Source organism: Hymenobacter cyanobacteriorum (assembly GCF_022631375.1).
In the GTDB taxonomy this organism is placed as follows: domain Bacteria; phylum Bacteroidota; class Bacteroidia; order Cytophagales; family Hymenobacteraceae; genus Hymenobacter; species Hymenobacter cyanobacteriorum.
Map to the genome: position 1 here is coordinate 233,138 of NZ_JALBGC010000006.1, position 25,525 is coordinate 258,662.

Annotated in this window: 30 protein-coding genes; 10 read left to right on the forward strand and 20 right to left on the reverse strand. The window is 54.3% G+C overall.

The genetic code is table 11. The features are described from left to right. Positions 1–4: 4 nt before the first annotated feature. Positions 5–331 carry a hypothetical protein gene (locus MON38_RS20820; protein ID WP_241938082.1) on the reverse strand — a complete coding sequence of 109 codons (327 nt, stop codon included), beginning with the start codon at positions 329–331 and terminating at the stop codon, positions 5–7. Between the two features lie 63 nt (positions 332–394). On the opposite strand from MON38_RS20820, the gene MON38_RS20825 reads away from it, so the two are divergent. Both MON38_RS20825 and MON38_RS20830 read left to right on the forward strand, forming a co-directional pair. Next, a complete protein-coding gene (locus MON38_RS20825; protein WP_241938083.1) occupies positions 395–688 on the forward strand; it encodes a helix-turn-helix domain-containing protein in 294 nt (97 codons plus the stop codon). Between the two features lie 476 nt (positions 689–1,164). Beyond that, positions 1,165–1,560 carry a helix-turn-helix transcriptional regulator gene (locus MON38_RS20830; RefSeq protein ID WP_241938084.1) on the forward strand — a complete coding sequence of 132 codons (396 nt, stop codon included), beginning with the start codon at positions 1,165–1,167 and terminating at the stop codon, positions 1,558–1,560. 94 nt (positions 1,561–1,654) lie between these two features. Here the strand turns inward: MON38_RS20830 and MON38_RS20835 are convergent, their stop codons facing one another. The 6 genes from MON38_RS20835 to MON38_RS20860 form a co-directional block, all read right to left on the reverse strand. Then, positions 1,655–2,608: a HipA domain-containing protein gene (locus MON38_RS20835; RefSeq protein ID WP_241938085.1), complete on the reverse strand. Its 954-nt coding sequence runs from the start codon at positions 2,606–2,608 to the stop codon at positions 1,655–1,657. Continuing rightward, the gene (locus tag MON38_RS20840) at positions 2,605–2,937 is read right to left on the reverse strand and encodes a HipA N-terminal domain-containing protein (protein WP_241938086.1); all 333 of its coding nucleotides are present in this window, start codon (positions 2,935–2,937) and stop codon (positions 2,605–2,607) included. Before MON38_RS20840 ends, MON38_RS20835 begins: the two co-directional genes overlap by 4 nt. Further along, positions 2,934–3,161: a helix-turn-helix transcriptional regulator gene (locus tag MON38_RS20845; RefSeq protein WP_241938087.1), complete on the reverse strand. Its 228-nt coding sequence runs from the start codon at positions 3,159–3,161 to the stop codon at positions 2,934–2,936. The genes MON38_RS20840 and MON38_RS20845 overlap by 4 nt, the downstream gene beginning before the upstream one ends. Before the next feature lie 172 nt (positions 3,162–3,333). After that, complete coding sequence (locus tag MON38_RS20850) at positions 3,334–3,954, reverse strand: hypothetical protein (protein WP_241938088.1); 621 nt, start codon at positions 3,952–3,954, stop codon at positions 3,334–3,336. A gap of 118 nt (positions 3,955–4,072) precedes the next feature. Then, positions 4,073–4,345 (reverse strand): hypothetical protein, encoded by a 273-nt coding sequence (locus MON38_RS20855; protein WP_241938089.1) that lies wholly within the window; start codon positions 4,343–4,345, stop codon positions 4,073–4,075. 43 nt (positions 4,346–4,388) lie between these two features. Then, positions 4,389–4,628 (reverse strand): hypothetical protein, encoded by a 240-nt coding sequence (locus MON38_RS20860; protein WP_241938090.1) that lies wholly within the window; start codon positions 4,626–4,628, stop codon positions 4,389–4,391. Positions 4,629–4,850: 222 nt separating this feature from the next. On the opposite strand from MON38_RS20860, the gene MON38_RS20865 reads away from it, so the two are divergent. Beyond that, a complete protein-coding gene (locus MON38_RS20865; RefSeq protein WP_241938091.1) occupies positions 4,851–5,042 on the forward strand; it encodes a hypothetical protein in 192 nt (63 codons plus the stop codon). Between the two features lie 86 nt (positions 5,043–5,128). On the opposite strand, the gene MON38_RS20870 is transcribed toward MON38_RS20865, so the two are convergent. After that, on the reverse strand, positions 5,129–5,299 hold the full coding sequence (locus MON38_RS20870; RefSeq protein ID WP_241938092.1) for a hypothetical protein: 171 nt from the start codon (positions 5,297–5,299) through the stop codon (positions 5,129–5,131). Positions 5,300–5,684: 385 nt separating this feature from the next. Here MON38_RS20870 and MON38_RS20875 point away from each other — a divergent pair, with 385 nt between their 5' ends. The 3 genes from MON38_RS20875 to MON38_RS20885 all read left to right on the forward strand — a co-directional run bounded on the left by MON38_RS20875 (position 5,685) and on the right by MON38_RS20885 (position 7,379). Next, positions 5,685–6,410 (forward strand): hypothetical protein, encoded by a 726-nt coding sequence (locus MON38_RS20875; RefSeq protein ID WP_241938093.1) that lies wholly within the window; start codon positions 5,685–5,687, stop codon positions 6,408–6,410. A gap of 448 nt (positions 6,411–6,858) precedes the next feature. Continuing rightward, a complete protein-coding gene (locus MON38_RS20880) occupies positions 6,859–7,044 on the forward strand; it encodes a hypothetical protein (RefSeq protein WP_241938094.1) in 186 nt (61 codons plus the stop codon). 17 nt (positions 7,045–7,061) lie between these two features. Next, positions 7,062–7,379 carry a hypothetical protein gene (locus MON38_RS20885; RefSeq protein WP_241938095.1) on the forward strand — a complete coding sequence of 106 codons (318 nt, stop codon included), beginning with the start codon at positions 7,062–7,064 and terminating at the stop codon, positions 7,377–7,379. 294 nt (positions 7,380–7,673) lie between these two features. Here MON38_RS20885 and MON38_RS20890 read toward each other — a convergent pair whose 3' ends face one another. After that, the gene (locus MON38_RS20890; protein WP_241938096.1) at positions 7,674–8,288 is read right to left on the reverse strand and encodes an ImmA/IrrE family metallo-endopeptidase; all 615 of its coding nucleotides are present in this window, start codon (positions 8,286–8,288) and stop codon (positions 7,674–7,676) included. Then, positions 8,254–8,661 carry a helix-turn-helix domain-containing protein gene (locus MON38_RS20895; RefSeq protein ID WP_241938097.1) on the reverse strand — a complete coding sequence of 136 codons (408 nt, stop codon included), beginning with the start codon at positions 8,659–8,661 and terminating at the stop codon, positions 8,254–8,256. The genes MON38_RS20890 and MON38_RS20895 overlap by 35 nt, the downstream gene beginning before the upstream one ends. Before the next feature lie 233 nt (positions 8,662–8,894). Between MON38_RS20895 and MON38_RS23055 the strand changes: the two genes are divergently transcribed. Genes MON38_RS23055 through MON38_RS20910 form a run of 3 tightly spaced genes read left to right on the forward strand, consistent with a single transcriptional unit; the run spans position 8,895 to position 11,699 of the window. Then, on the forward strand, positions 8,895–9,377 hold the full coding sequence (locus MON38_RS23055; RefSeq protein WP_422388762.1) for a YegP family protein: 483 nt from the start codon (positions 8,895–8,897) through the stop codon (positions 9,375–9,377). A gap of 2 nt (positions 9,378–9,379) precedes the next feature. Beyond that, positions 9,380–11,221: a ThiF family adenylyltransferase gene (locus MON38_RS20905; protein ID WP_241938099.1), complete on the forward strand. Its 1,842-nt coding sequence runs from the start codon at positions 9,380–9,382 to the stop codon at positions 11,219–11,221. 4 nt (positions 11,222–11,225) lie between these two features. Next, a complete protein-coding gene (locus MON38_RS20910; RefSeq protein ID WP_241938100.1) occupies positions 11,226–11,699 on the forward strand; it encodes a Mov34/MPN/PAD-1 family protein in 474 nt (157 codons plus the stop codon). Positions 11,700–11,926: 227 nt separating this feature from the next. Here the strand turns inward: MON38_RS20910 and MON38_RS20915 are convergent, their stop codons facing one another. Continuing rightward, positions 11,927–12,190: a hypothetical protein gene (locus MON38_RS20915; RefSeq protein ID WP_241938101.1), complete on the reverse strand. Its 264-nt coding sequence runs from the start codon at positions 12,188–12,190 to the stop codon at positions 11,927–11,929. Positions 12,191–12,322: 132 nt separating this feature from the next. Here MON38_RS20915 and MON38_RS20920 point away from each other — a divergent pair, with 132 nt between their 5' ends. Beyond that, a complete protein-coding gene (locus tag MON38_RS20920) occupies positions 12,323–13,249 on the forward strand; it encodes a toxin-antitoxin system YwqK family antitoxin (RefSeq protein ID WP_241938102.1) in 927 nt (308 codons plus the stop codon). A 5-nt stretch (positions 13,250–13,254) separates the two neighbouring features. Here the strand turns inward: MON38_RS20920 and MON38_RS20925 are convergent, their stop codons facing one another. From MON38_RS20925 to MON38_RS20965, 9 genes are all read right to left on the reverse strand, one after another. Beyond that, the gene (locus MON38_RS20925; protein ID WP_241938103.1) at positions 13,255–13,998 is read right to left on the reverse strand and encodes a DUF6122 family protein; all 744 of its coding nucleotides are present in this window, start codon (positions 13,996–13,998) and stop codon (positions 13,255–13,257) included. 50 nt (positions 13,999–14,048) lie between these two features. Then, a complete protein-coding gene (locus tag MON38_RS20930) occupies positions 14,049–15,155 on the reverse strand; it encodes a multicopper oxidase domain-containing protein (protein WP_338423798.1) in 1,107 nt (368 codons plus the stop codon). Continuing rightward, on the reverse strand, positions 15,040–17,181 hold the full coding sequence (locus MON38_RS20935; RefSeq protein ID WP_241938105.1) for a Tn3 family transposase: 2,142 nt from the start codon (positions 17,179–17,181) through the stop codon (positions 15,040–15,042). Before MON38_RS20935 ends, MON38_RS20930 begins: the two co-directional genes overlap by 116 nt. A gap of 108 nt (positions 17,182–17,289) precedes the next feature. Further along, positions 17,290–17,694: a hypothetical protein gene (locus tag MON38_RS20940; RefSeq protein ID WP_241938106.1), complete on the reverse strand. Its 405-nt coding sequence runs from the start codon at positions 17,692–17,694 to the stop codon at positions 17,290–17,292. 298 nt (positions 17,695–17,992) lie between these two features. Next, on the reverse strand, positions 17,993–18,256 hold the full coding sequence (locus MON38_RS20945) for a hypothetical protein (RefSeq protein WP_241938107.1): 264 nt from the start codon (positions 18,254–18,256) through the stop codon (positions 17,993–17,995). 372 nt (positions 18,257–18,628) lie between these two features. Continuing rightward, positions 18,629–19,918, reverse strand: a complete 1,290-nt coding sequence (locus MON38_RS20950; protein WP_241938108.1) for an HlyD family secretion protein — start codon at positions 19,916–19,918, stop codon at positions 18,629–18,631. Positions 19,919–19,932: 14 nt separating this feature from the next. After that, positions 19,933–22,152, reverse strand: coding sequence for a peptidase domain-containing ABC transporter (locus MON38_RS20955; RefSeq protein WP_241938109.1), 2,220 nt, complete (start codon positions 22,150–22,152; stop codon positions 19,933–19,935). Between the two features lie 184 nt (positions 22,153–22,336). Next, the gene (locus MON38_RS20960; RefSeq protein ID WP_241938110.1) at positions 22,337–23,479 is read right to left on the reverse strand and encodes a TlpA family protein disulfide reductase; all 1,143 of its coding nucleotides are present in this window, start codon (positions 23,477–23,479) and stop codon (positions 22,337–22,339) included. Positions 23,480–23,911: 432 nt separating this feature from the next. Next, entirely contained in the window at positions 23,912–25,501 is a 1,590-nt protein-coding gene (locus MON38_RS20965; protein ID WP_241938111.1) for a vitamin K epoxide reductase family protein, read from the reverse strand. Between the last annotated feature and the right edge of the window lie 24 nt (positions 25,502–25,525).

Consider the following 25,525-nt stretch of genomic DNA (forward strand, 5'->3'; position numbering starts at 1 on the left):
GCTATTACTCGGGGCCGTCGCCGGTGGGGCGTTCGTGGCCAATGAACTCGGAGTTGCGCCCTTTCGGGCTGGGGGCCAGGTGTCGCGCTAAAAGCCCGAGGCCGTGCGCGTCGAGGTAAACAGTTTCCTGCCTGAGTCCCTGTTCGACCCACAACTCGGGTTGCACTATCAGCAGCGCGTTGACCCACGTGGCCCAGCTCAGCGGAAAAAAAATGTCCTGCAATTCTTTCTGGGCGAAGAGCAGGGCTTGGGTTAGCTGCTGGGGCGACGCCTGTGTATGCGTTAGCCGCTGGGCCGCAGGTGCTGCAAGGGATGGGGCCGGGAGAGCCATAACGGGGGAAAGGAGAAGCCAGGCGAAAGGCCGAAGATACCAAAAAACGACCGTCTTGTAGTCATGTATGATTACAAGACGGTCGTTTTTTGGTTCCAGCTTGCCGGGGTGAAAAATGAGGTGGTTTTGCAAGCCTTTGGCCAGCACCTGCGGCAATTGCGCGAGGCGCGGGGCTGGAGCCAGCAGGCACTGGCCGACGTGTCCGACGTGTCCAAACCAACCATCTACCGGCTGGAGACGGCCCGCTACTCGGTGACGCTCGACGTGCTGGCCTCGCTAGCTCAGGGGCTGGAAATCTCGCTCAGCGAGTTGATGCGGTTTCCCGTGCCGCCGCGCGCTGCCGCCAGCGCCAGCTAAGCAACTGCTACGAGGTGCTCGGAATAGGCTGGCTAATCGGTGCGGGTGGCTGCTGCTTCGGGCAAACCTGCCTCGGCTGATACCCGTGGCTGTACCAGCAGCAAGGGCTCCGCTTGGGCAGGCAGTTCGGTTGGGTCCGGCGTTGGTTTCTTGGTTGAACGTCGCACCGTCCGCTCTAAGGGTTGGGTGACCCAGGTATATTCGTTGCGGTCGTTTTCCTCAAATTGATGAATTACACGCGGAAACCCTGAATTGGGGGGGCGAATCGGTGCCTTAGGCATAGCAACGGGAAAGCTAGTGACGGATAAATGGCTATTACGGGCTACCCATCGGGTAATAAAGTAAAAAACTTACTTATGTTGCAATATACAGCAAATTGGTAGCCTGATTAATTTTATTTTGCTGTATAATTCTAGTATAATGCTGTAAAATACAGATTGCTAAGCGATTAATTTTGCTCGCTTTCAGCACTTGCCATGTATTTTGCTAAAAACCTGCGCTTTTTGCGGCGTAGAGCCGAGTGGTCCCAATCGGACTTGGGAGATAAAATTGCCACGGACTACAACACGATTAGCCGGTACGAAAGCGGGAAATCGACCCCCAAGCTCGAAGCCCTCACCAAACTGGCCCAGGTGTTTGACGTTAGCGTGGAGGAGCTGCGCAATGTGGACCTGACCCGGCCGGCGGGTCTGGGGCGGGCGGAAGAGCCAAGCGACGCGTACGCCAATAGCAGTCGTTTGCCGGCCCCGTCGGCCGAGGCGGTAAAGCACCCCCTCCTCGTTTCCGTTGAACTGGACGGCACTGCCGCTTCCTTGGAGCGCGCGGTGGCCCGCCTTACCGCCATCAACCCCATCATCGCCGCGACAGATTAGGGCCGGCTGGAGCCCGGCATACCGCGCCTGCGTCTTGCCAGTGGACGATGGTGCGGGTGAGCACGCCAGAGCACGTTGACTTCGGGCTTGGCCGCTAAGCCAGACCCAATTGCGCGAAACGCCGCTCCAGCAGCCGGTAGAAGTCGTCTTTCAATGGCTCCGGCAGAAAGCTGATAGCAATGAATGCCTGCCAAGCGGGTCGGGCCTTCGCGAAGCGCGCCAGCATGTCCGTCACCACTTTGTCGGCAATGCCGGCACGCAACGCGGCCTGCCGGAAATCCGGCTGCCGGAGCCGCTTTTTCTTGCCGTTCAGCGTGAGGGCCAACTCTTCGGTGTCGGCGGGGTTGACCAGGGCGGTGGCCACCAGGTCGTAGGCGGGGGCTAGGCCGTAGCCGCGGCCGGGCGTTTGCAGCAGCGAGAAGTTCTTCAGGTGCATGTCGGCGTTGCCCGTCAGGAAGCTGAAGAGCACCAGCTCGTAGTAATTGACCACGTCCAGACCGGGATTGGCCGAGTATTTTAGCAGGGCCCGGGCGATTTGCTCGTGTGAGCCGTCGTACTTGTTTTCCGTCAGGCGCTCGGTGAGCTGGCACATATCTTCCATGGCCAGCTTGTGGCCCTTCTGCCGGTCGATGCGGCGCGTGACGTAGGCCAGCGCGCCGCCCTCCAGGCGCAGCAGCCCGTGGGGCACCGTGGGCAGGCGGGCCAGCGCGGCCAGGTGCATGGTCAGGTCCTCCACTTCGGGCAGGTGGGGGTAGCGGGCGGTGGGCGGCTTGAGGATGTACTCGCCGTCGAGCGCGCCCACGATGGTGAAGCGCCCCGGCTGCCCGGCGGCTCCGGCCGGGGCCACTCTCAGCGAGAGCTTGGGTTGCACGCCGGTGACGGCGATGTGCTGGCGCACGACGGCTTCGGCCAGGGCCAGTATGTCGGCTTCGGTGTAGGGAAAAGCCGGCGGTACGGCCCGGCCGAACAGCTTGCGGCTGCAGGCCGGGTGATAAGCCGGGCCGTCGCCCGCGGGCAGGGGCCGATAGCAGGAGAGGCAGCGGCTCATCGCTCGTCTTCGGTTGGCAGCGGGTGAATGCTCACGGCTCCGATGCAGTCGCGGCAGCAGGCCAGCAGCAGGCCCATGCGGTCGCGGGCGTTGAGCTTCCAGTTCTGCTCGGCCACTTCCAGCAGCCAGCCTTCTGGAATCAGCCCGTCGAAGAACGGGTGCAGTACCCGCTCCACGTAAGGCTCGGCGCGCAATGGCAGGGTCAGGCTCACGGGCTCGGCGAGGGGGGAGAGCAGGTAGGCCGGCGTGTAGGCAAAGGTATAGCCGTGCTCATCCTGGGTGAGGTGCCCGGCCAGCTGCCCGTGCAGGTGGACTTCGGCCTTTCTCATGGCTGGTCGGCGAGGAGTTGAGTGCGGTCGAGGGGGGCCGGGGCAAGCTCGTGGCCGAAGAGGCGCAGCACCAGATTTACTTTGTCCAGCCGCAGTGTAGCCTTGCCCTGCTCCAGCTCACGCACGAAACGCAGGCCCACCCCGGCCTTGGCCGCCAGGTCCGGCTGCGACAGCTGCAACAGCTTACGGCGCTGCTTAACGAACGCAGCCAGGGGATTAGTCATCAGAAACGTACCCTATCGGGGTTAACTAAGGCGATTAAATCGTGTATGGTACCCTTTCGGGTATAAATATACGCATTAAGTTCAATTCTATACCTGAACGGGTATAATGCATGACTATACGGTTGAAAGAGGAGAAAATTCCCACAAGCGCTTGCCGTTTAAAATAAGGTTTTTAGAGGGCGTGCGGGGCTCGGGAAAGCCATGCGGCTTCGCCGGAACCTGGGCATCTTGATGCCTTGATGCGGCAGAGCAATTGCCCGATTTCGGCGCTGTTCGGTGCAGCGCGTCCACCCGGGATGCCCGGTGGCAGGGGCGGGGCGCTGGATAGATTCCAACACCAGGCCTGCACCACTTGCTCGGCGAGCGGATTGGGGTGGGTCAGGCGGCAGAGCAGCGCGTAGAGCCGGGGGCCGCAGGCGGTGGCACTGGCCGCGACTTCCCCTAGTGCCCGGGCCGCCAACTCGCTGGTCTGCAGGCTGTGCTGGGCCAGGTGCAGGGCCGGCAACCCATACAGCGGCGGGTCCAGCACGGGAAGCTCCGGGGCCGCGGCCAGGTGCTGGGCAAGTTGCGTCAGGGCCGTTTCAGCCAGCATAATGGCAGAGCCGGTGAGCCAGAGGTCGGGTTGGTATTCGGCCAGGGCGTGGGACCAGGTGCTGGCGCGCAGCGAGGGAAAGTGGGCCCCGAGACGCTGTTGCAGATGGCCCACGGCCAGCGCCCGCTGGGCTGCGGTGGCATGTTGATAGGGGAGGCGCACGCCGGTGGGCTGGGCGGAAAAGGTGAAATAGTAGGGCATAACAAGGGTGTGGACGCGTTGAGAGCGAAGCGTGGTATGACAAGCAACAGGGTACGTGGGCGCGCAGCGCCCCTCGGTAGGGCGCAGTTGAGGGTAAAGCCGGGGAACGGGCTGAGCGCTAGGAGGCGGGAGGCGCGTCGGCCAGCGGCTGGTTGGGGCGAGGCTTCTCCTTGCGGGCGCGCAGCGTCTCGCTTTCCTGCCAATCCTGGCGCAGCTGCCGGGCTTCGGTTTTCAGGACCTGGCGGCGCTCGCGCAGGGCCTCCCGGAGCGTATCGACCACTTGCGCCCCCGCTGCCCGTTCAATGAGCACGGTCAGCGTTTGAGTAGCGGAGTGCAGGGTGAGGGCTACGATGCCTTCCAACTCCAGGGCAAGAAGCTGGTGTTGCTGCATTCGGGCCACCTTGCGGGCCCGACGGACTTGACGGAGTTGCTTGCTATACCACATACCCGGCCAGTGAAGTAGTGGACGAAGGGCCGACGGGGTGCCGATGGGTAAGCGCGGCGGTCATGCGCCGTAACCAGCGGGTGAGTTGCTGGGCATCCTCGCACTCGTGGATGTAATGATTGGCCAATAATTGCTCCTGGGGCGAGAAGAGCGGGTTGCCGAAGAATACGGCCGAGAGGGCATGGCGGAGTTCGCCAAGCACAGGTTGCCCGGTTACATGCGTTTCCATGTAATTTTGGGGTAAGGTTTGCAAGAACCCAACCGTAGTGCCTGCGCAAACAGGTGCTATATCGGAGGTCAGTCGTTAGCGCGGCTGGCCTCTTTTGCTTACTACTGGTTAAGTCGTTCAACTTGAACACCACAAATGTATTAAATTACTTGATAAAACCAAGTAAAAAACTTGAATAAACCGGAAATTTGCCAAGTTTTTTACTTGGTGTATATTTGCCCTATGAGTAATGATGAAAAGCGCATACGTAAGCCTCAAATTGGTATTGAGGTCGAAGCTGACGAAAAAGCATTATTCCAGAAAGTGGCGAAAGCTCGTCGCCTGACTCTGTCGGCGCTCACGCGGCTATTGTTACTCGACGAAGCGCGCCGCCTGGGTATCCCTTATTCCACTGATGCAAAGGAAGAAGGCTAGTTAATTTGTGTGACCTGGCATAGGCATTCAAAAACGCCGGCCATTAGGTCGACGCTTTTTTTGTTTGGACGCTACCTAAAAGGAGCCTACAGTTGCTCCTGCTTATCAATCTCCTTCACTTTTGCAGTTAATGCTTTCTCAGTAGGTAGATACAACTGATACTTGCTTGCCACAATGGTTTGATTGTCGGCCGGCCCCTGATTGACCTGCTGCTCCAATTGCCGGGATGAGGAGTTGCTTTTGGCTGCTTCGGCCAAGCAAAATGCACACTTCCCGGGGGTATCGATACTGACAGCCATCTGGCAGCCTCAACTCAATTGCGTCCACAGTGCGGACGCAATTGAGTTGAGGCTGCCAGATGTTAAAGCCTACTAGGAAGGCGATAAAACAGGGATAGACAAAACCTGGCATAAGAAGGCAACTACTATGCAAATAGCTGCCTCGCCGAGAACAAAAAAGCCCCTTTTTACTGGTCTATACGCACTTTTTGGCGTATCTTGTAGCATGACAGGAAGCCAAAAAAAGCAGTTTCGTCAGCGGTTCCAGACACACCTTTTCCCGGTCAAAATATTCCGGGGTGACCCTGGCCGGCCGGCATACACGCTGTTCAGCTTACACAAGTACCCGACCTACCTCGCTGCGATGAACGAGTTGGACGAGCTGGTGGACCAGTGGCCCAGGAACCGGCAGCGCACCGTCGCGCTGCTGGCCGTTCGCCAGGCGTTTTTCGACAACGGGGCCGTGCATTGGGAAGTGGGGATGGTGGCGGACGAGGACCAGGAGAATGTGCACGGCCTGATGCTCAACGAGCGCCAATGGGTGCAGCGTAGTGACCCGGCGAAAGCCGCCCGTCACGCCCGCAACTTCGCGTTAGCCGAGGCGGCACTGGTCGAAAGCCAGCGCCGCAAGCAAGGCCCTCCGACCGGTAAGGGGCCGCACCAAGACCCGCGAGTCCCCCAGCAGGCGAAGAGCTTGGTGTTTGTCCCGGCGCAGCCCCGGCCGAACAACCGGCCCGCCGCCCGCCCTCGCTACACAGCCGCGCAGCTGCAGCGCAACCCGCTAGCCTACCAAGCGTCACTGAACGAATTGGACGAGCTGCTCGAGCACTGGCCGTACAAACGGAACCGCATTCTTTACTTGCTGGCAACGCACGACGCGCTGGTGCAACGCGGCGGCCGAGTGACCGATGAATCCCAGCTACTCGACCCCCGTAATCCCGCACACCATGCCAACCGGGCGCAGCGGCTCCAACGGGCCGCCGCACGAGCGGCCGACCCGGCGCGGGCCGACCGCCACCACCAGGCCGAGCGCGAGGCGCGCAGCTGGTTGGAGTGCCGGAAGCTCTACGGGGCTGTTCAATCGAATTAATCGCCTTTCTTATGCTTGTGGGGCTTCAAATCGGGGTGTTTTGGTGCGTTTTCCTTCGTAACCCGTCTTCTTTCGTCGGGGGTGCCATCCTGTTTGTTCGGTTTTGGTCCAGGTTTGATAGCCATGATAGCAAATGGTTTTTGGGGTTAAAAACTTTTTTTAAGACCTTGCGGTAGGAGGGCACTTCCTACCATGAATCTAATAAACGAAGAAAAAAGTTGCTAATTGCCAACCCGCTACCCTCATTTCCAAGCGGATTAAATAGCAGCGCCGTTAGCAGCAAGATACCACGTCGGCGGCAGCGGCCGGACGAACCAAAAATCGCGCATTTTTCAACAGGTGTCCGACGAGGAAGCGTGCGTTGAGCATCAAAAGCAAGAAAGAAAAGGAAAATCACCTGCCTGCTAAATTGCCCAGTAATCTATTTATTTAGGCCAAAAAGTGACCCATGAGCACCGAACCGACCCCAACGCCCGAGCAGCCCGCCGACCCGCGCCATAATATCACGGCCAAGGAATTAGACCGCGACCTGATTAATCTGCACCTCCCGGAAATCGACTTGATTGCAACGGACGAAGAATGCGCGGCCATGTATCCGCCTGGTATCTACGCGCAGATGATGAAGAACTTGTAATAACACGTGCCTCGCTTATGGAGAAGACACAACTTGCCGCCCAGGGAGGCGACCACGACCCGCGCACCGACCACTTGCGGCCCGTTATCGAGTACCTGTTGGCCCAGGGCAACACGCCGGCCGGCCGGCACGGGGATGCGTTCGCGTTTGACCAGGGGGGCGAGGGGCATTACCTCTTTGTCGACCCCCTCGACGCGGCCGAGTTGCGCAAGCGGTTCGCGTTTCCGGCTTCTATTCGGGTGTATGATGACGGTTCGATTAAGGACAGCCTCAACCGGGTAGAAATTAGCCAGATACTTCCGCGCCGACTGTTCAGCTTTGAATTGACTGAATAAGCGCTGGGCAACGTCCTCGAAGCGTATACCGCAATTAGCAGGCTGAAATTCCGACGGCTGTTACATAAGTGATACATAAGAAAGTGCTCTGCCAAGGCGTAGAGGCAGCCAACAGAAGCCAAAACCCGCGAATCGTTACATGGACACTACATGAAATACGCGGCATCATTGGGCCGGCCGATGGTTCCCGTTCGCAGTGTCGAGGGGCGTAGGGGAGTACCTCGTAAGGCGGATGCACTTTGCTGATAGGTCCGGTTTTCAGGCGACGGAATGGCCTGCATGAAGTCGGCTAAGCTAAAACCGCTTCCGCCGGGCGGCGCGGATGTCAATGCCCAAGATGCGCCGACGGTAATTAGCCATCTGCACACTGGCACCGTAAATGGCCGCAATTTCTTCTGATGTACGGCCGGCACAAACATGCCGAAGAATTCCTTCTTCTGGAATTTGTAGGGTGGCTCCAAGCCATTTGGCTTCTTGTTCGTGGTCTTCGTTATGGACCCGCAAAGAAATATCGGCGTTGAGTTGAAGGCAGTCGCCTTTGTGGCCGCGCAGAATGTGAGCTACCTCGTGCATGATGTCGCTCTCCTGCCGGGCGGGCGAATTATTCCCGTTGTAGAGAATCATCTTGTGGTCCCGGACGATGGCTACGATGGCTGAAAATTCAGTCGTGGCATTCGCAACAAGTGCCAACTGCTGACGAACCCGCACCTGGTCTGGAAATTCTGCCCTTAACGCATCAAGGATTATCTCGCGTTCAAGTGTGCCTGCAGCCGTCACGGTGATGCCATACAGACCGGTTACTTGCCTCGCCGGGCAGGCATGCTCAACCGTAAGGCCGAGCTGGCGACGAAGATTGAGGGCGGTAGCTTCTGCTTCAGTTTTGAAGCGAGGGGGGAATTTGTGACTCATCGGGTAGAATATTACGCCGAGCCGCCGCGTAAGCCACTTCAATCATGGTTATCAGGGCTTCCCGGGTTTGCTTGGAAAGCAATTTGTCAGCCCGAAGATGGGTAATAATATCTTCTCGTTGAAGCGGGGATTCCATCTCCGTCGTTTTTCTGCCGGTAGGAGTAATTGCAAAGTGGGCTGGGTCCACATTCAGCCAGCGACAAATTCTCATATAAGTATCCAAGTCGGGCAGGTTTCCGCGCTCAATCCTAGATAAAGTGGAAGGACTGACATTCTCCATTTCGGCTGAGGCTGCCCGACCTGTCAGTTTTCTTGCTTCTCGGTGGCGTATAATGGCCTCCGCTAGCGCCTTGGCATTTATTTCCTGAGACATAATTAGTTGATTTGGAAGTATATGAGCATGGCATTGTCAATGTGGCAGACTGTCCCTTTACGCGAACAAATGTAGCGCAGTTTGTGTCATTAATGCATCAGTGTCTTGTGCTACTTGTGAAATTGTGTCACGAATAGCGCACTGGCACGGGGATTGATAAGCCGGACCTTGTCTGTAGAGTACTGGCCAGTCGCTACCAGCAAGTCATATTTTTCAATCAATCCCCATTTTCGATGAAAGGATTTGAGTTTTACCAGGACAAAGACCATCCACACCAGTGGCGCTGGCGTTTGAAAGACGAGAACGGTCATACGGTGGCCGATTCCGCCGAGGGATACCACCACAAGAACGACTGCGAACACGGGGCCGCCGTCTTTACCCGCGATGGGGTAAACGCCCCTGAGCACGAAGGCAAAAAGGGCGGTGGTCCCGTTTACGAATACTTTTTGGACCATGCTCAGCAGTGGCGTTGGCACTTTCAAGCCGCCAACAACAAAATTGTTGCGGACAGTGGCTCCAAAACTTTCGAAAGTGCGGCGGAAGCGCAGAAGGGCATCGCCAAGGTCCGCGAATTGCTCAAGGGTACGGGTAACGGGGGGGGTACACCTCCTGCAACCGGTGGCGGTTCGGGTGGTGGCGTCCATGTGCCGCCGGCAGCCCCTGCTCCGGGGCCAAGAAACCCGCCGCAGCCTCCCAAGGACCGTCAAGTAGGCTAAGTATGATGGCGACAACTCAATCCCCTTGGTTTGAGGCCAGTCCCCATCTGCTGCAACGCGAAATAAATGCCCTGGAAAATCTGAATGTTGAATTTGCTATTGATTCAGCACTTCAGAGCCAGGGCATTTTGCAGCTTGGCCTTGTCATCGACCCCTCGAACCCGGCATTCAGGTTGCCGGCCGGGCAGGAAGCCATCCAGTTGCGAGCGGTTTTCCCCGACAATTACCCGTTCTTCCGGCCAGAAGTTGATGCCCTCAACGTAGAATTGCCCCGGCACCAACACCCTTTTCAGAAGAACTTGTGCCTGATACCGCGTCCTTCCAAGCATTGGAACGTCGAATGGACGCTGGCAGATTTTCTGCTTTCTCAACTCCCGAAAGTGTTGGAGAAAGGGGCCATTGTTGATGCCGCTCTGCTGGCTGCGGACCCCGCCGAGCACGCCGAACCAGCCAGCAGCTACTACGGGGGGGCTGCCGTTGTGTTTGACAGCTCCAGCTTCGATGCGCTCGTCACCGCCGATGCCGACCTGGCCATGCTGGGACGCATCCAGGTAGGATTTTCCAAGCAAAGAGTGCTGCCAGCCCGGTCAGCGGTTTTGCACAGCACAATCGATAGGCAGGTGGTTAGTCCGCTTCCGGCGGTCTTTCAGGAGTTGTTTCCGTTCAAGTTCGACGGCTACGCCCTGCGACTCTCCGAGCGCCCTCCTTTTGGCGACCCCAACCAAGACATCGGATGGTTGAGGAAGCTGTTGGAAAAGCACAACGGGGGTATGGTGCCCAGAAGCAAGCCCTTGCCAGGCTTCAAAGGCGACGTGACCTTGGATGGCCAGACCATAAACGGCAACTTGACCATCACGGACTTCTGGGGCCTTAACATCCCGGAAGAAGTAGGGCCAGGCGTGCTTGGAATGGGCTGGCTTTTCCTGCTCGAAGGGTTCATGGAAGTGACCGTGCCGCAAGGCAAAAACAAGTCGGTTAAGCAAAAACTGCCTTTTGCTTCTTATGCCCAAGCCGCCAGAAGTGGTCCCCAGGATATTCAAATCAGGGTGCCTGCATTAAAAGGGTTGCCAGCCTACACGGTTGCGGTCGTTGGCTTGGGGGCGCTTGGCGCGCCCGCAGCCATTGAGTTTGCCCGGAATCAGGTCGGTGGCCTGCGGTTGATGGATTTTGATTCCGTTGACCCGGGTACGACCGTTCGCTGGCCATTGGGCATACCGGCCTTTGGACAGCAGAAGACCGAAGCCCTCCGTGATTTTATCGGAGACAACTACCCCCGGACTGCGGTGCAGGCATTGGAACACCGAATCGGGCAAAAACCGGTGCCAGGTAAGCCAAATGAGCAGCAGCTTATGAACGATTTGCTGGACGGGGTTTCGCTGTTGTTCGATGCTTCTGCGGAAATTGGCATCAACAATTTCTTGTCTGAAGAAGCCAAACGGCGGGGCATCCCATACATCTCGCTATATGCCACGCCTGGTGCGTGGGGTGGTTTGGTTATGCGGGTTGTTCCAGGCAAGACACCCGGCTGCTGGATGTGTTTGCAATATGCCAAAGACAACACCATTCCGATTCCCCGTAGCGATGCTCATGGGGATGTGCAGGCACCCGGTTGCGGCGATATCACGTTCACGGGGGCAAGTTTCGATTTGCAAAATGTTACACTAGCTGCCGTGCGTTTAGCTGTTTCAACGCTCTGCGCTGGTACGGAGGGAGGTTATCCGGATGTGAGTTGGGACGTTGGGGTCGTGAATTTTGTGGACGCGAACCACCTGCCTATTCCTCCTACTTGGGAAACGTTTCCGCTGAGCATTCATCCCGACTGCCCGTATTGCTCAAAAAGCTAGTTGCATGAATAAGGTGTGGTTACAAAAAGCTGCTTACACGCGCATCCTGGAAGAAACCATTCGCAAGATGCCTTGTGAGACGGGGGGTATTTTGATGGGCTACTGGGGCAACACTGGCGAAGCAGTTGTTACGGCCATCATCGGTCCTGGTCCTAAGGCGGTTCATAAAAGGACGAGTTTCGTGCCCGATTATGAATACGATAAAAAAGCAATAAGCCGGCACTACGAGCAGTCTGGTTTCACCGAAACGTACCTTGGAGACTGGCATACGCATCCTTATGCAGCAGCCTATTTGAGCGAGCAAGACAAAAAGACCCTCAAGAAAATTGCCGATTTTGAACCGGCTCGCTTAGTAAAGCCGCTCATGATGATTTTAGGGACGCAGCCGTTTAACCTTGGCGCCTGGGCTCACACGTACACGAAACGCCGGTGTATGAGAAAACCCTCGATAGTGCCGTGCAGCATTGAACTCTACTGAGGGGATTGGGCACGATATGAAAGGGCTGCTATTATAAATAGCGGCCCTTTTGTGTAAAACCGTTCTTGCAATGCAACAATTGTTCGACGTTAAGGTCGACCTGTTCCGAGTGCTGAAAGGCCCCCGCAAAGTCAAGCAGTAGCCTGGGTCCGAATGCCAGCCGACGTTTCCACTTCGGCGCAGCGGATGGCCTGCTCCATTTTCCCGGTGGTGAATGCCTGCGCCTGTTATTGCCGCTTGCGCAGGGTGCGGGCAATGCCATCCATCACAAAGCTGGTGAGCCTTGCGGATGGCAGCCAGGTGCTGCTTGATTGTAGCCAGCACATGTGGCTCGGTGAGCGGTTGCTGACCCTTGTTTTTTTCTGACTGGCCCCCACTGCTGGTCTGAGTTTCTCCGCGGCCAAGTGCACGAGGTTATAGGGGAGAGTATCCACGTCGGCGGGCACCGCAAGCAAGCTGTGCTGCTTGCAGAAGGTCACGTAGCTTTTCATATCCGAGGTGTATTGCGCTCGTAGCTCTGGTAGCGGCTTGCTTTTGGGTGGAATATGCTGAGCAATCTGAATTGGCACTTCCCAAAACCCAGCGTTATTTTTACCGACCACTTTCCGACTCAAATCCATTTTATGACCCAACGCTACCTTCTGCCATTTCTATTCCTCCTCATAAGCATCCCCGCGCTGGCCCAGCGGCCCAAGCCAGCGGCCGTGAGCCTGCCGCCGGCCGACACCGTGTATTTCGACCGCGACTGGGAGCGCACCGAAACCCTGGAGGAGGTAGCCTATGCCCGGATTGCGCACCACGACGCGGTGGGTAAAGCCATAGGAACCGTGCGCAACTATTATTACCCCTCGTGGAAGAAACAGTGGGAAGGCAAGCTGGCCAGCGAAGGCCCCGACAAACCCACGGGCATTTGCTGCGGCTGGCACCAAAACGGCCAGCCCAGCTTTCGCGGCACCTACGTAAACGGCCAGCAGCAGGCGGACTACAAGAGCTGGCGCGAAGACGGCCGTGAAATCAAGTGCCGCTCGGTGATGCAGGACGCGCTGCCGCTGAGCAATGCCACCATTCATTGCAGCAACTGCATGCACACCAGCCGCAAGGTGTTCACGGTGGATATTCCCGACGGCACGGTGGGCATTGTTTACAAGCTCGACGTGCGCGACGAGGGGCAGCCGCCGGTGTCGTGGTCCACGGCGCTGGCCGTGGCCGCCGTGGTGGGCAGCGGCGGGACGGCCGCCCCGGCCCTGCTGGGTACCGCGGCCTCGGCCCTGACCAGGCAGGGCAATAACGCCCCGCCCACGGTCAGCACCAAGTGCCACTGGTACATCACCGCCGACCCGGCCGCCGCCGACCAGTTTCTGGCCACCAAAGGCACCATTGCGAACGCCCAGGCCTGCCTGCGCGCCGCGTTGAATACGCCCCAGGAAACCCGGCCCATTACCCTGCCGCCCGGCACCCGCCAGCTGTTCGTGTGCGTGAACAACGATAACTACACCACCGACGCGACGGCCACGCTGAGCGTGACGGCGCTGGTGCAGGCGTGCAAGTAGGCAGGCTAATCCATTGCCTCACGGCCGAGCAGCTTCCGCACCCAGCTGCGCAGGGCATAGATTCGGGAGTTGAGGTAGCACTCGTGGCAGTGGCGGAAGCTCCACAAGCAATCCACCGTATCCGTGAACAGGTGGAACAGAATGCCCACGGCGACAATCTGCGTGGCGGGCAGCAGGAGCAGCAAGGCGTACACCGGTACAGCGTAAAAGGAGTGCAGCGGATGATACCCAATGCTGCAGCGCCGTGGTTCGAAGATGGGTTTGGCCAGCAGGTGGTCCAGGTCAATGAACATCGTGGCCAGCAGAATCAGGTAAGCCGTTTGCCACATCAAGGGAAAAAACACCAGCGCCAACACGGCCGGGAAAGCAAAGTGCAGGCTGTAGTGCACCAGCGTCTGGGCGCTAAATAATTTGAATGGCTGGCGTGGCTGGCGCGGTATCGTGGGCTGGGTGAAGCGGGCCGCGGTATCGTGGGCTGTTGCTTTGGCATACCGGCTGCCCAGCTTCCCCTCCGGCTCCAGTTTCGCTCCGGGCGCGTGGTCCCGCGTGCTCACGACCCGGGGCCGCACTTTCGTCGTTACCGGCCGTTGCGGGATGGTGGGCGAATCGTGGGCGGTGCCGGCCGTCACCGTGTCGAAGCGCTGTGTCGGCAGCGGGAGGTGGTACCCGGCGGTAGTGGGGAATTTCGGGACTACAACAGCCGAGCGACAACCGGCCAATACCAGGGCCAAACTGGCGGCAGTAGACAAAATGAGGCGAAAAACAGGCAATCGGGGCATTACTTACCTTCAAGCTGCCGTTAATAGTGCAAGGTGAGGCCCGCGCCCCAGCCGTACTGGTTGTCGTAGTTGGTGCTGAGCGAGGCGTACTTGCTCACCATGTAGCGGAAGCCGAGCGTGAACTCGCGGTCGGTATTGCCGCGGATGTCCATGAAGACGTTGTTGCTCAAAGGGATGTCGCGGCGCTCCAGCTGCGCCCGCAACTGGCCGGTGAGGTCGGTGCGCAGCTCGGCGCGCACGAGTAGGGGTAGCAGGTAGTACACGCCGACTTCGGCCTGGCGGCGGAAGTTGCGGTTGTTCTCCGCCGTGCGGCGGTTGCCGCCCTCGGTGTCGGAGGTCGAGCGCAGGGTTTTGTTGTCGCGCAGGTCGTAGCCCACGAAGGCGGCCAGGAACTGCCGCTTGTCGAGGTAGCGCAGCAGGTGGGTTTCGGTTTCGTAGTTGCCCTGGTAATTTAGCCGGCCCTCAAATTCGAGGGCGTTTTTGTTGTTGGAGAGGTTGGCTTCCAGGAAGCTGCCCTGCGAATGCACCGCCAAATCGGCCCAGGGGTAGAGTTTGTTATCCTCGCGCTTGAGGTGGCGGTAGCCCGTGCGGGCGTACTCGTTCTGCGGGCTGCCCTCGTAGCTGATGACGCGGGCCATGCCCGACATCATGTGGTAGAGGGTGTGGCAGTGGAAAAACCAGTCCTGGTCCTCGTTGGCATCGAACTCGATGGTAATCTTGCCCATCGACTGAATATCGAAGGTGTGCTTCATGGGCGAGTACGCGCCCTGGGCATTCACGAGGCGAAAAAAGTGCCCGTGCAGGTGCAGCGGGTGGCGCATCATGGTCATGTTCTGGAAGACCATGCGCACGTTTTCGCCCTTGCGGATGGGAATGTTGTCGGACTCGGACAGGGTTTTGTTGTCGAACGACCAGACGTAGCGCAGCATGTTGCCGGTCAGGCTGAGGTGGATTTCGCGCCACTGCTTCGTCGAGTCCGGGGTTCTCGTTACAACGGGGCGAAAAATTACGCTAAGCTGTTGCCGCCGTCGGCGTGACTGCCTGCCTGGGATGGCGCAAGGGGCGTAAGCCGTTGCGGAGCAAGGTTTCCTGCTCGGCGAAGGTGTATTTACCCAGCCGGTTGATATGCTCGAAGCGGGCCGGGGATAGATGGGCCATGTCCTCGTCTTGCATGGGGTAGCCTTCGGCCCGCAGCTGGGTAATTACTTCCTGCATATAGACGGTGTTCCAGACGACCACAGCATTGGTGAGCAGGTTGAGGCAGCCGACGACCTCCTGCTGGGCTTCTTCCTGCTTGCGGCGCAGCACCCCGTCACCGCCGAACCAGAGCCAGCTGCGCAGCGCGTGCAGCTGCTCGCCTTTGTTGAGCTGGGTGTTGATTTTGCGGCGCAGGGGCTGGTGCAGCAGGTAGCGCAGGATGAAAATGGTTTTGACCAGCCGCCCGTATTCCTGCAAGCCGTAGGTGAGCTGGTGCTGCCGGGGGTAGGCCTGCAGCTTGCGGATAAATAAGGAGGCCGTCACGTAGCCGAGCTTCAGCGAGCCGGCGACGCGCACCAGTTCTTCCCAGTGGCGGGCTAGGTAGTCGGGATTTACCTGCCCGGTAAACTTGAGGGCCGGGTAGGCCACGTCGAGCCCCTTGACTTTGCTCAGCTTCTGGTCGCCGATGTCGCGCAGGCGGGGCGTGAATTCAAGGCCCAGCAAGTCAAAAAGGGCAAAAACCAGGTCGGTGTAGCCAGCCGTGTCGGTGGTGTGCTCCAGGATTTCGAGTTCCGTTTCGTTGCCCAGTATTTCGTCCAGCACGTAGGTCGCGTCGCGCTCGGTGGCGGCGATGACCCGGCTGCCGTATTGGGCGTACTGGTCGGCCGTGTGCGTATAAAACGTGACGCCGCGGCCGTAGCCGAAGTACTTGGGCAGGGCCCGGGCGTTGCGCACGGCCCCGGAGACTGGAAAACGCTGGCCGTCGGATGATGACAAGGTGCCGTTGCCCCAGGAAGTAGCCAGCCACTGCCGGTGCTGGTAATTGACCAGTTGGGTGGTCGCCGGGCGCAGCGTTTCCTCGCGCAGGCAGCTGCGTGCTGTCCACCACAGCGCCTGGTAGTCAAGGCCGGTGCTCTGGGCCATGTCGGTGAGCGGAATCGTGCAGCCCAAAGCCAGCAGGCTGGCGTAGCGCAACGTGGCGTGCTGCGCTTGGCGCGGAGCCTGGCCCTCTAACGGGTGCAGCTGGGCGGCAAATTGGGTCCAGCCGTCCACTTCCACCAGCAGGTCGGTGAGCTCGACGCGCGGCAATCGCCGGGTAATTTCCTCCTGCAAGGCCGTGACCGATGCCGGCAACTCTTCGGCCTGCAGGCGGGGCACGACGAGGCGGCCGGCTTCCTCGTCAAGGTAGCTCCCGTGGCCACTGCCGAGCAGGGCCTCCACCTGGGGCAGCAGCTCCTGTAACTCGGCGATACGCTGGGCAATCCGCTCGACGGGCTGCGCGGGCAAGCTGAGTTGCTGGCAGGCGTCGGCCCGCACGGTTGCCCATTCGCCGGCCGGGAGCAGGTAACTTTCCAACGGCGCGTACTGGCGCGAGTCGGGCAGGTACACATCGCCTGAGCGCAGCCGCTCCCGGAGTGTTGTAAGCACGCCCAGCTCGTAGGCTTGACGGTGGCCACCCGGGGCATCCGCCGTTTCGGCGGCCCGCACGAACCGGGTCCAGGTGGGTGTCATAAAGGCCTGCGGCACATCGTCCGGCAGCTTGCGCCGCCGGCCCGCCTGTAGGTCGGCCACCAGCGCAAGGGCCTGCGCAAAGTCATCGCCCTGGTAGGCGTGGGCAAAGTGCAGCTGCGCGAGCAGCTGGCCGGAAAACTGCTTGACGCTGGCGTAGCGCCCGGCGAGGAAGGCCAAGTGGGAATGACGGCTGGGCTGCAACAGCGCCTGGCTCACTTCCAGGGCCGTGAGCAGGGCCTCCCGCGAGAGGGTTTCGTAAATCGTCGCCCGCAGGTCCGGCCCGGGCACGTCCGCCTCGTCCACGACCAAACGGGCCGCTTCGCCCAAGGTCAGCAGGGCCTGGTCTTTGGCGGCGGCCATGCGCTGCTGGTACGCGTCGAGGTCGCGGCGGGCTTTGGCGGTGGCACCCTCCCAGTACTGGCCTTGGTTAAAAGTTTGGTACAAAGGTTAAACGGACGACCTTTCAACATCTCATATTAGCGCACCCCCTATTTTTGCGGTGGTCTAATTTGGGAAGAGTGCCCGATTATAGTTATCGATGACAATTTTAATTCAAGTCTTGTGCATCGTCCGGTTTTTGCTGAAGGTGCCTAATTTGTGCTCGAGCACTCCGCATCGCTGGCGTAGTACGGTATTAACCGCTTTTACGATGCTGGTCTGCCCTTTGCCTTTAAGGCCAAGGTGGTGCCGCCAGCGCGGCAATACCTTGGCATAGGCCAGTGATAAGTCTGTAAAATACCATAAATAACGCCAGTATCGATATGACAATGCCTGCGACACCGCAAGGCGATGGCCGTGCTGGCTGTCGCGCAGCACCCAAGCCAATATGAACCAACAAGCCCGCTCCACGGCCAACCAGAGCCACACTTTATGCGGCTTGTGGCCAAGAACGTCCACATTTCGTCGAGTTCCAAAGCTTCCCACCGCTTTTTTTGAGCCTTTTTGTTGCGTCGGCACGAAAGGTAGGGCGCGGACACTTACGCGTTTTTTGCCAAGCCGGCCACCGTCACGCGGGGAACGCCCATAACGCGCACAATGCTTCAATGCTAATTGCGCTCGGCCAACAGCCAGTCCACTTGCGTATAGCGATGGCGTACGCCACGGCCGCCGTCACGAACCTGCAAGCCGCACAGCGGTAGCAGGCATAGCCGTCGCGTGTCCCATTCCGTTGAAGGTCACACGCACTGGGCGCAAATAGCGGTTGTATTTATCATCTTCCTACAACACGCAACCCTCCCAAATTAGAACACCGCCTTTATTTTACTTTCCTAACAGGTATTGGGACAGGAAATGTTGCGGGACGGCTGAAACGACGGAATTTTCGGTTGAATGCTGCGGTATCCTTCGTAGCATAGTGGTCGTTATAGGACGCCTGTTTACTGATAACCTCAGCAGTATGTTTCCCTGAGCGTTTCCTCTCTTCTGCTTTGCCTTTGGGTGTTGGAGCATTCTGAGCATGGGCGCAAAATGAAGCGCTTAACAGCGCAACAATAGCGAGTAAAACGGAATGTCTTTTCATGTTGAAAGGGCGTTTCGTGTTGGAAAATAGACAGACGAAGCAAAATGGTTTCCGTTCGGCATGTAACGCAATAATTCACAGCCAATCTCGGCCTTTGCTAAACGTTCTCTAATGATGTTGCATAATGTTACAAGCAGCAACGTTAACAGACCGACAAAAGGTGCAAAGTTAGGCTAACAATAACATCGGGAGCATGCTGGCCGCCCTGGCGACACTAAACTTAGTGTATAACAACTTTAGAGCATTATAGGCTATTGAGGCGCTGTTTTTACAACTTTTACGTTCCTCGTTATGTAAAACCTTTTTACTTGAATTGATTTCTGCTAAATCCAAAAGCTAGTTGAGTAGGGTGAAACTCACGGTAAACTAATATCATCGCGCAAGACGGCCGAGGAGGATGCTGAAAATACGCTGAATAACGTTGCGGTCTTCTGTCACTATCTGCGCTGTTCCCGACAACTCAGTGCGAAGCGGTAGCTGAAATCCTGTGCTGGTACGTAGGCTGGTCAGCCGAATTGTAATGAGGTAATTCCCATCTAATGACACCTCACTTACTTTTTCTATAGTGCCGCGCAGTTGCCCAAATTCCTCGAAAGGATATTCGTTAAGGCGGATGTGTGCCGTCTGCCCAACCCTTACTTTGCCGGCCTTGAACACCGGTAGCGAAGCGCGTGCAAACTGGTTGTGAAGTGAGGGCACAACCACAAAGACAGGTTCGTCAGTTTTGACGTACTGATTAGGTGTCCAGACCTTAAAAAAGTTAATTCTTCCCGAAATAGGGGTGCGCAAAACATACTTTTGGTCCCAAGTTGCAATGCGCCCCACTAATACTTTAACCGCTCCCCTAACCTTGTTTAGTAAGTCCTGCAGCTGTGCTTCATGCTCGTTTTGCAAGACAGCCAATGTCTTTTGATATTCTGACTGTTGCAATTGATTCTGAATAATACTGGCATTATTGTCGCTGGATGTAAGTTGTTGACTAAGATAAAGTTTGTGTTTATCGTTGAAATCGAGCTTAGCGATGACCTTTTGACCCAATAATTCTCGGTTAATACTGTCTTTCTGCCTTTCTAACTCAAGCTGCTCATTTAGTGATTTGCGTTTAGTGGCTAATTCTGCATTTAGGTATTGATAATAAGTTATTTGGGTCCGTAAACTAGCTAATTGGGCTGTATGACTGCGGTTTGCTACAAAAGATTTGTAAGCACTGATTGCTTGATATAAGTTGGCATAATCGGCCTGTAAGTCACCCGCTTGTAGAGATGTTGGTATGCCTATATGGGAAATAACGAGGGCTAGATTCAACGTCGTATCCATATTCTGCACTACCTTGGCTAAGCGAAATACATCGGAGGTGGAAGCAGCATTTTCCAGCACGGCTACCACTTGGTTAGCAGCAGTAATATCGCTGTCGTGAACATACAATGTTTGAATACGGCCACTGTTGTGGGCGGCTATTTGTATAGGTGGAGATGCTGAGGCAAACGTGACCGGTGCGTCCACTAAATCAGGGTAGCGCACAAACCAAGCCCCGACCATAGAAATCATCGTTAGGCAAGCGATAACCATTGTGCCCACACGAACAATCCAGGATGGAGGACGGCCAACAATCTCCTGAACTTCTTCACTACGTGTAGTATCGGTCGGAGTAAAGGTGGGCATAGGCAAAGGAAATGTTAATTACCTAGTTCTAACTGATTCTTGACGAGTTCAAAGTAGCGGCCACGTTTGGCCGTTAGGGTAGCATGGTCCCCTACTTCTACGACTTGGCCTTGTTCGAGCACAACAATCTGGTCAGCATGCTTGACCGTGCTCAGGCGGTGGGCAATAACCACTACTGTACGATGTTGAAAAAAGCTCTCTAGGTTATCAATAATTATTCGTTCATTGTTTGCATCAAGCGAGCTGGTGGCCTCATCAAGAAAAATAAACTGCGGGTTTTTATATACGGCGCGTGCAATCAGCATGCGCTGGCGCTGGCCTCCACTTATACCATTGCCCGACATCCCAATTTTGGTAGCTAGCCCCAAAGGCATGGCAGCCACAGTAGACGCCAGATTGGCAGTACGTAGCGCTATAGCAAGTTGCTCCTCGTTAATATCATCCTGTATCGCAATGTTATGGGCGATAGTGTCCGAAAAAATATATCCTTCCTGCATGACACTGCCGCACTGTGCGCGCCACCATTTGGGTGAAACATTTGTTAGCGGTGTTGCCCCCACCTTTATAATGCCAGCTACCGGGTCATAGAAACGCAGCAAAAGTTTAAGCAAGGTGGTTTTACCACTACCGCTGCTGCCTACCACAGCCGTCACCTTACCAAATGGGATAGTTAAACTTACATCTTTCAATACAAAAGCCGAATCGGGCCCCTCGTATTGGAAAGACACCTTATCGAGCACAAGGCCCGCTCCAGCCTGTTCAACGGTATGCAGCAAAGCCAATTCTTTGTCAAGGCGCACGTAGCTTGGCTTTTCTTCGTCATCCTGCTGCTGAATTTCCCCAAGCCGGTCGATGCTGATTCGAGCATCTTGTGCACTACGGAAAAAGCCTAATAAATGCTCGATAGGCCCATTCATTTGGCCCGTGATGTAAGAAATACTCAGCATCATTCCAAGCGTTAGCGTACCATGAATGACCTCTTGGGCCGCTACGAAGGTGATTAGAATGTTTTTAAGTTGCGTCGAAAGATTTACGCCCAGCATTTGATACTGTTCTAATGCCATACTTCGTATCCCCACCTTAAAGAGTTTAGCCTGTATGCGCTCCCAACCCCAACGCTTATTGGTTTCGCTGTTGTTGAGCTTTATCTCCTGCATCCCAGTAATAATTTCGAACAAATTATTTTGATTTGCACTCTGTTGCTGAAATCGCACATAATCCAAGTCACGACGCTTTGCCAAAAACAATAATATCCAACTGACTGATACGGAAGAACCTATCATAAAAATTGCTAGAATTTTAAGACTGTAGATAGCTAACACTACCGAAAAAACTATTATGTTCAGTAGCGAAAAAAGAGTATTGAGAGTAGTAGCTGTAAGAAACTGTTCTATGCGGTTGTGGTCCTGAATTCGCTGTGTAATATCGCCCACCATTTTGCTATCGAAGAAACGAATGGGCAGCTTCATGAGCTTAATTAGGAAATCGGATATAATAGCGATATTTACTCGGGTATTCATGTGCAATAGCAACCAGCCACGCACCATTTCAATAGCTGCCCCGCCTAGGAATAAGAATAATTGCGAAAATAAAATCAGGTAAGTGAAGCCAATGTTTTGTTGATTAATACCGAAATCAATCAGGCTCTGGGTTAAAAATGGAAATACTAAAGAGAACAGACTCCCCAGAACCATTCCCAGCAGTATCTGAAAAATATAGCGTTTGTAAGGGCTCAGATAGGTGAGGAAGAACGATAAGTTCGATGTCTTTTCCGACTCGCCATCCTTTGTAAAAAAGTCGGGGGTAGGCTCAAGCATCAATACAATGCCCATTCTATTTTCAGTTGAAATCCAACTTTTAAGGAAAGCTTCGCGAGTCAGCGTGCGTTTGCCATATGCAGGGTCAATGACAATAATGCGACTATTTTTTTTTGATGAATCATACTTTTGGGGTGGTAGCACCACAAAGTGGTTCTGGTTCCAATGCAAAATACATGGAAGCGTTGCCTGCTGGTCAAGTTGCTCAAACGTAATTTTTGCGCCAAAAGAGCGAAAACCAATTTGTTCGCTTGCCTCACTAATTCCCCTCATATCTACCCCTTCGCGTGTGATGTGTGCCGCCTCACGCAGGCTTTTGAGAGAATAGTGTTTGCCGTAAAACTTTGCAATCATGCGTAGGCAGGTAGGCCCGCAGTCCATCTGGTCAAACTGCTTGTAAACAGGAAAGCTTTTCATTAAATAGGAAAGAGACAAGCTTGAAATCTATATTAAATACTTGTATAATAATATTTATTCAGTTGAGGTTATAGTTTATCAACTTTATCCTGCCTTCTAAAAGACCATTTAAAGGCTCCTTTCTGGGTGCATGTGTAATTAGTCAGCTTTCATTTAAATAAATTTCAGGTGACGATACTTAGGATTACTTCATCAGCTTATCAGCTAAAAACTTCTCTAAAAATTCAGGGGTGACGTCTTTCATTAATACTTTACCATTATGGTCGAGTAGAAAAGTGGATGGATAACTATATATATCCAGTTTAGAAGCTGCAACGGCGTTTTCATCTAGATATTGAGGCCAAGGAAGTTCAAACTCTATTATTCGCTTCTGCCAAAGTGGAACTTCTTGCGTTCGGTCAGTTGAAATACTGACCAACTCAAAACCCTTACCTTGATAAGCGGCGTACAGCTTCTTCAAGGCGGGGAAGGATTCGATGCAGGGCTTGCAACGGCAGAACCAAAAGTCCACAAGCGTGTATTGTACTTTTGGAAGCACCAATAGGTGCTCAGGTTGCGAAGCCCCTTTGACACTAATCTGAGGAAAAACGGCTCCCTGCTTTATTAGAGCCTTCTTCATATCATCATTCAGTGTTTGCCACAAGCGCGTACTTTGGATGCTTTTAGAAAAGCTTGTTAATATCTTTTCACGCAATTGCGTATGTCCAAACTTGCTGAATCGCTCAATGAGACTCCATAGAGCGACGTATGAAGTAGGATTTGCCTTCACATACTTGTGGAGTGTGCTGTCGAATTTTAAGGCCTTATCCCATGCTAGTTCATCGAAACTGCGTTCATGACAATCAATAGCTGCATTAGCTGGATAAAACGAAGGTATAAACTTCGTGCGATATTCTATGTCATTAGTTCCGTTCCCTAGATTGCACTCTTCGACGACATAATCTACTGCAATTGAACTAGTCGACGCATCTATGAAATACTCTCCACGCCTATACGTCCGTTTACCGCGGTCACTCTTAAGAAGAATTCGTCGCATTTGGGGGTAGCTGATGTTAGTTTCAACATTGAAACTATTAGCTGTAATCCTAGCAGGAGGAATGGGACTGTCGTAGTACTTTCGGTTAATACCACCCGTGACGAAAAAAATCGAATCGTCTGGAACGGATTTCCCCATAATTTCACCATGTAGACTAATTTTTGAGGGTGATTGCACCGTTTGTGTTCCAGTGTTTTTGGCAACCGAGACTGTGCCGGAACGTTGTGTCTGTGCGAAAGCAGACACGATAATACAGTAATTAAAAATGCCAAGTAATATCAGGTTTTTCATTGCAAAAGCGTAAAAAAGCTAAAAATTAAATCTGTCCGCGCCGTAGACAGCGCTTGCTATTAAAAAAGATTTAGGGGACAAAAAGAAGGCCTCCTTTATCAGGAAGCCTTCTTTTTCTTAGTGGAACAGCATTATACATCTGTTCCATTGCGCGGAGACAGCAACGTGCCCACTAGGCGGCGCAGCACATGCTGCAAATGCCATTGTTGCTGCAGAGTGAACCATCATCGCAATACTCATCTTTACCAAGAGGTTGGCACGAATCAACAGGCGCATATAGCCCTCCCTTGATTTGCTTCATTTCATCATGACTCAAGGGCTTTAAGTCATGAAAACTAGGCTTCGACACACTTTTCATATGGTTTTGGGGATTTTGTGATGGTATAGAAGTTGCAATCTACACCGATGGTTGATAATCCAGAAGCAACTATACTACTGATAGACAGCAGTATCTCTAGATACCGACGGCAACAAAGCCAATAATTGAGGAAGTAACGGTTCAATATCCTCCAGTGAATACCTTCCTGGAATTTTTCTACCGTTCAAAAACAAGGTTGGAGTATAAGTAATGCGGGTTTGTGTCATCCACTGCTGATGCTGTTCAAGTCTTTTTTGCACATCCAGGGTAATGTCTGGCTTCCATAAATCAGCCCATGATTGCAAATTCATTTTTTCGAACCAGCTTGTCATCATTGCTTGCAAGTCAACCTGGGTCATGCCCCAAGCGGCTTTCTGCAAAATAGCTCGGGTGGCTTGTGTTATTTTGTTGTTTGCATCATCGGGAGTTGCCATTAGCCTTATCTGTACACTCAACTTTCCATTGTATCGTTCTAGCAAATCATCAAGTTTCTGATGAGTCTTCGCACATGGATTACAGTAGGGGTTACACGCAACTGTAATCCATAAGGGTGAGTGAATCGAGCCTAAAATTAAGTCGTTGTGCCACTTTGTATCATCAATTGGTTTTTCTTGCTGCCATTGACTTATAAACAGTAAACCATCAGTCTTCCATTTTTTTAACTCCGATAGCTTAATCTTATTTGCATTATTAACCTTAACGAGCCTTTTAACGGGTAATAAAAGGGCGGCTAGTATAGCAGCGCATGCCGTAAATGCACCCATACTACCCAGATTACCCAACTGAATATTCAGAGAGAAAGCCAAAAGGACTTGACTACTCAGTATTGCAACGACGGCAACGCATAGCGCACACCACTCTTTGAGTTTAACCGCCTGGGTATAAATGCTCCAAGCAATGACGCCTATGGTCATATAGGCGATTGTTACTAACCCTGAAAAAAGGGGAAAATACCCAAGGGAACCAGCGATATATAGTAAAAATTGTGTAATAAAGTATATCAAGGAAGCATCCGCAGGTGTGATTCCCGCAAAACCTCTCCCATAATTGCTCTTCATGACACGTTCACATCCTGACTCATTGATAAGTCCGCACACCTGTTTGATAGTTTGACTCTGGAAGCCTAACTCATTACCTTGTAGTAGTATGCTTGTAAGAATGCCAGCAAAGGCTAACAAACCAAAGGCATTAAGCAATAAATTTGGCAGTCTATATACAGAAAATCCAATTAATATTAAAGTGATGAAGCATATTGCCCAAATAACCCCTTGTTTTTCATGCTCACTACGCAAGTAGGCGCTATTTTCCCTAGTATTCCACGTTGCCTTTTCTCCTGGTACGACGACGATGCCAGACCAGTTTTGGGTGATTTCATTTTGTGTATCCCAATACTTAGCATCCGGTACAATGTGCATGTACTCCTGACCGGGTGACTGTATATGAGCTAATACAGGGTATGTGAACTCCTGAATATATTCTGGAGAAGCTTTAACAGCATGATAGCTCATGCCCCCACTCTCTAAAAAGTTAACAACCGAAGTGAGCGCTGGATAATCAGGGTGCGTACTGATTTCTTCTTTACAGTACGATTTATGAACTTTAACGCCACATTTCTTTAACCAGAGATAACAAGTCTCCCACAGCTGATTCGTTTGGTCCCTCATTATGCTAATTATAAGGTTCTTGGA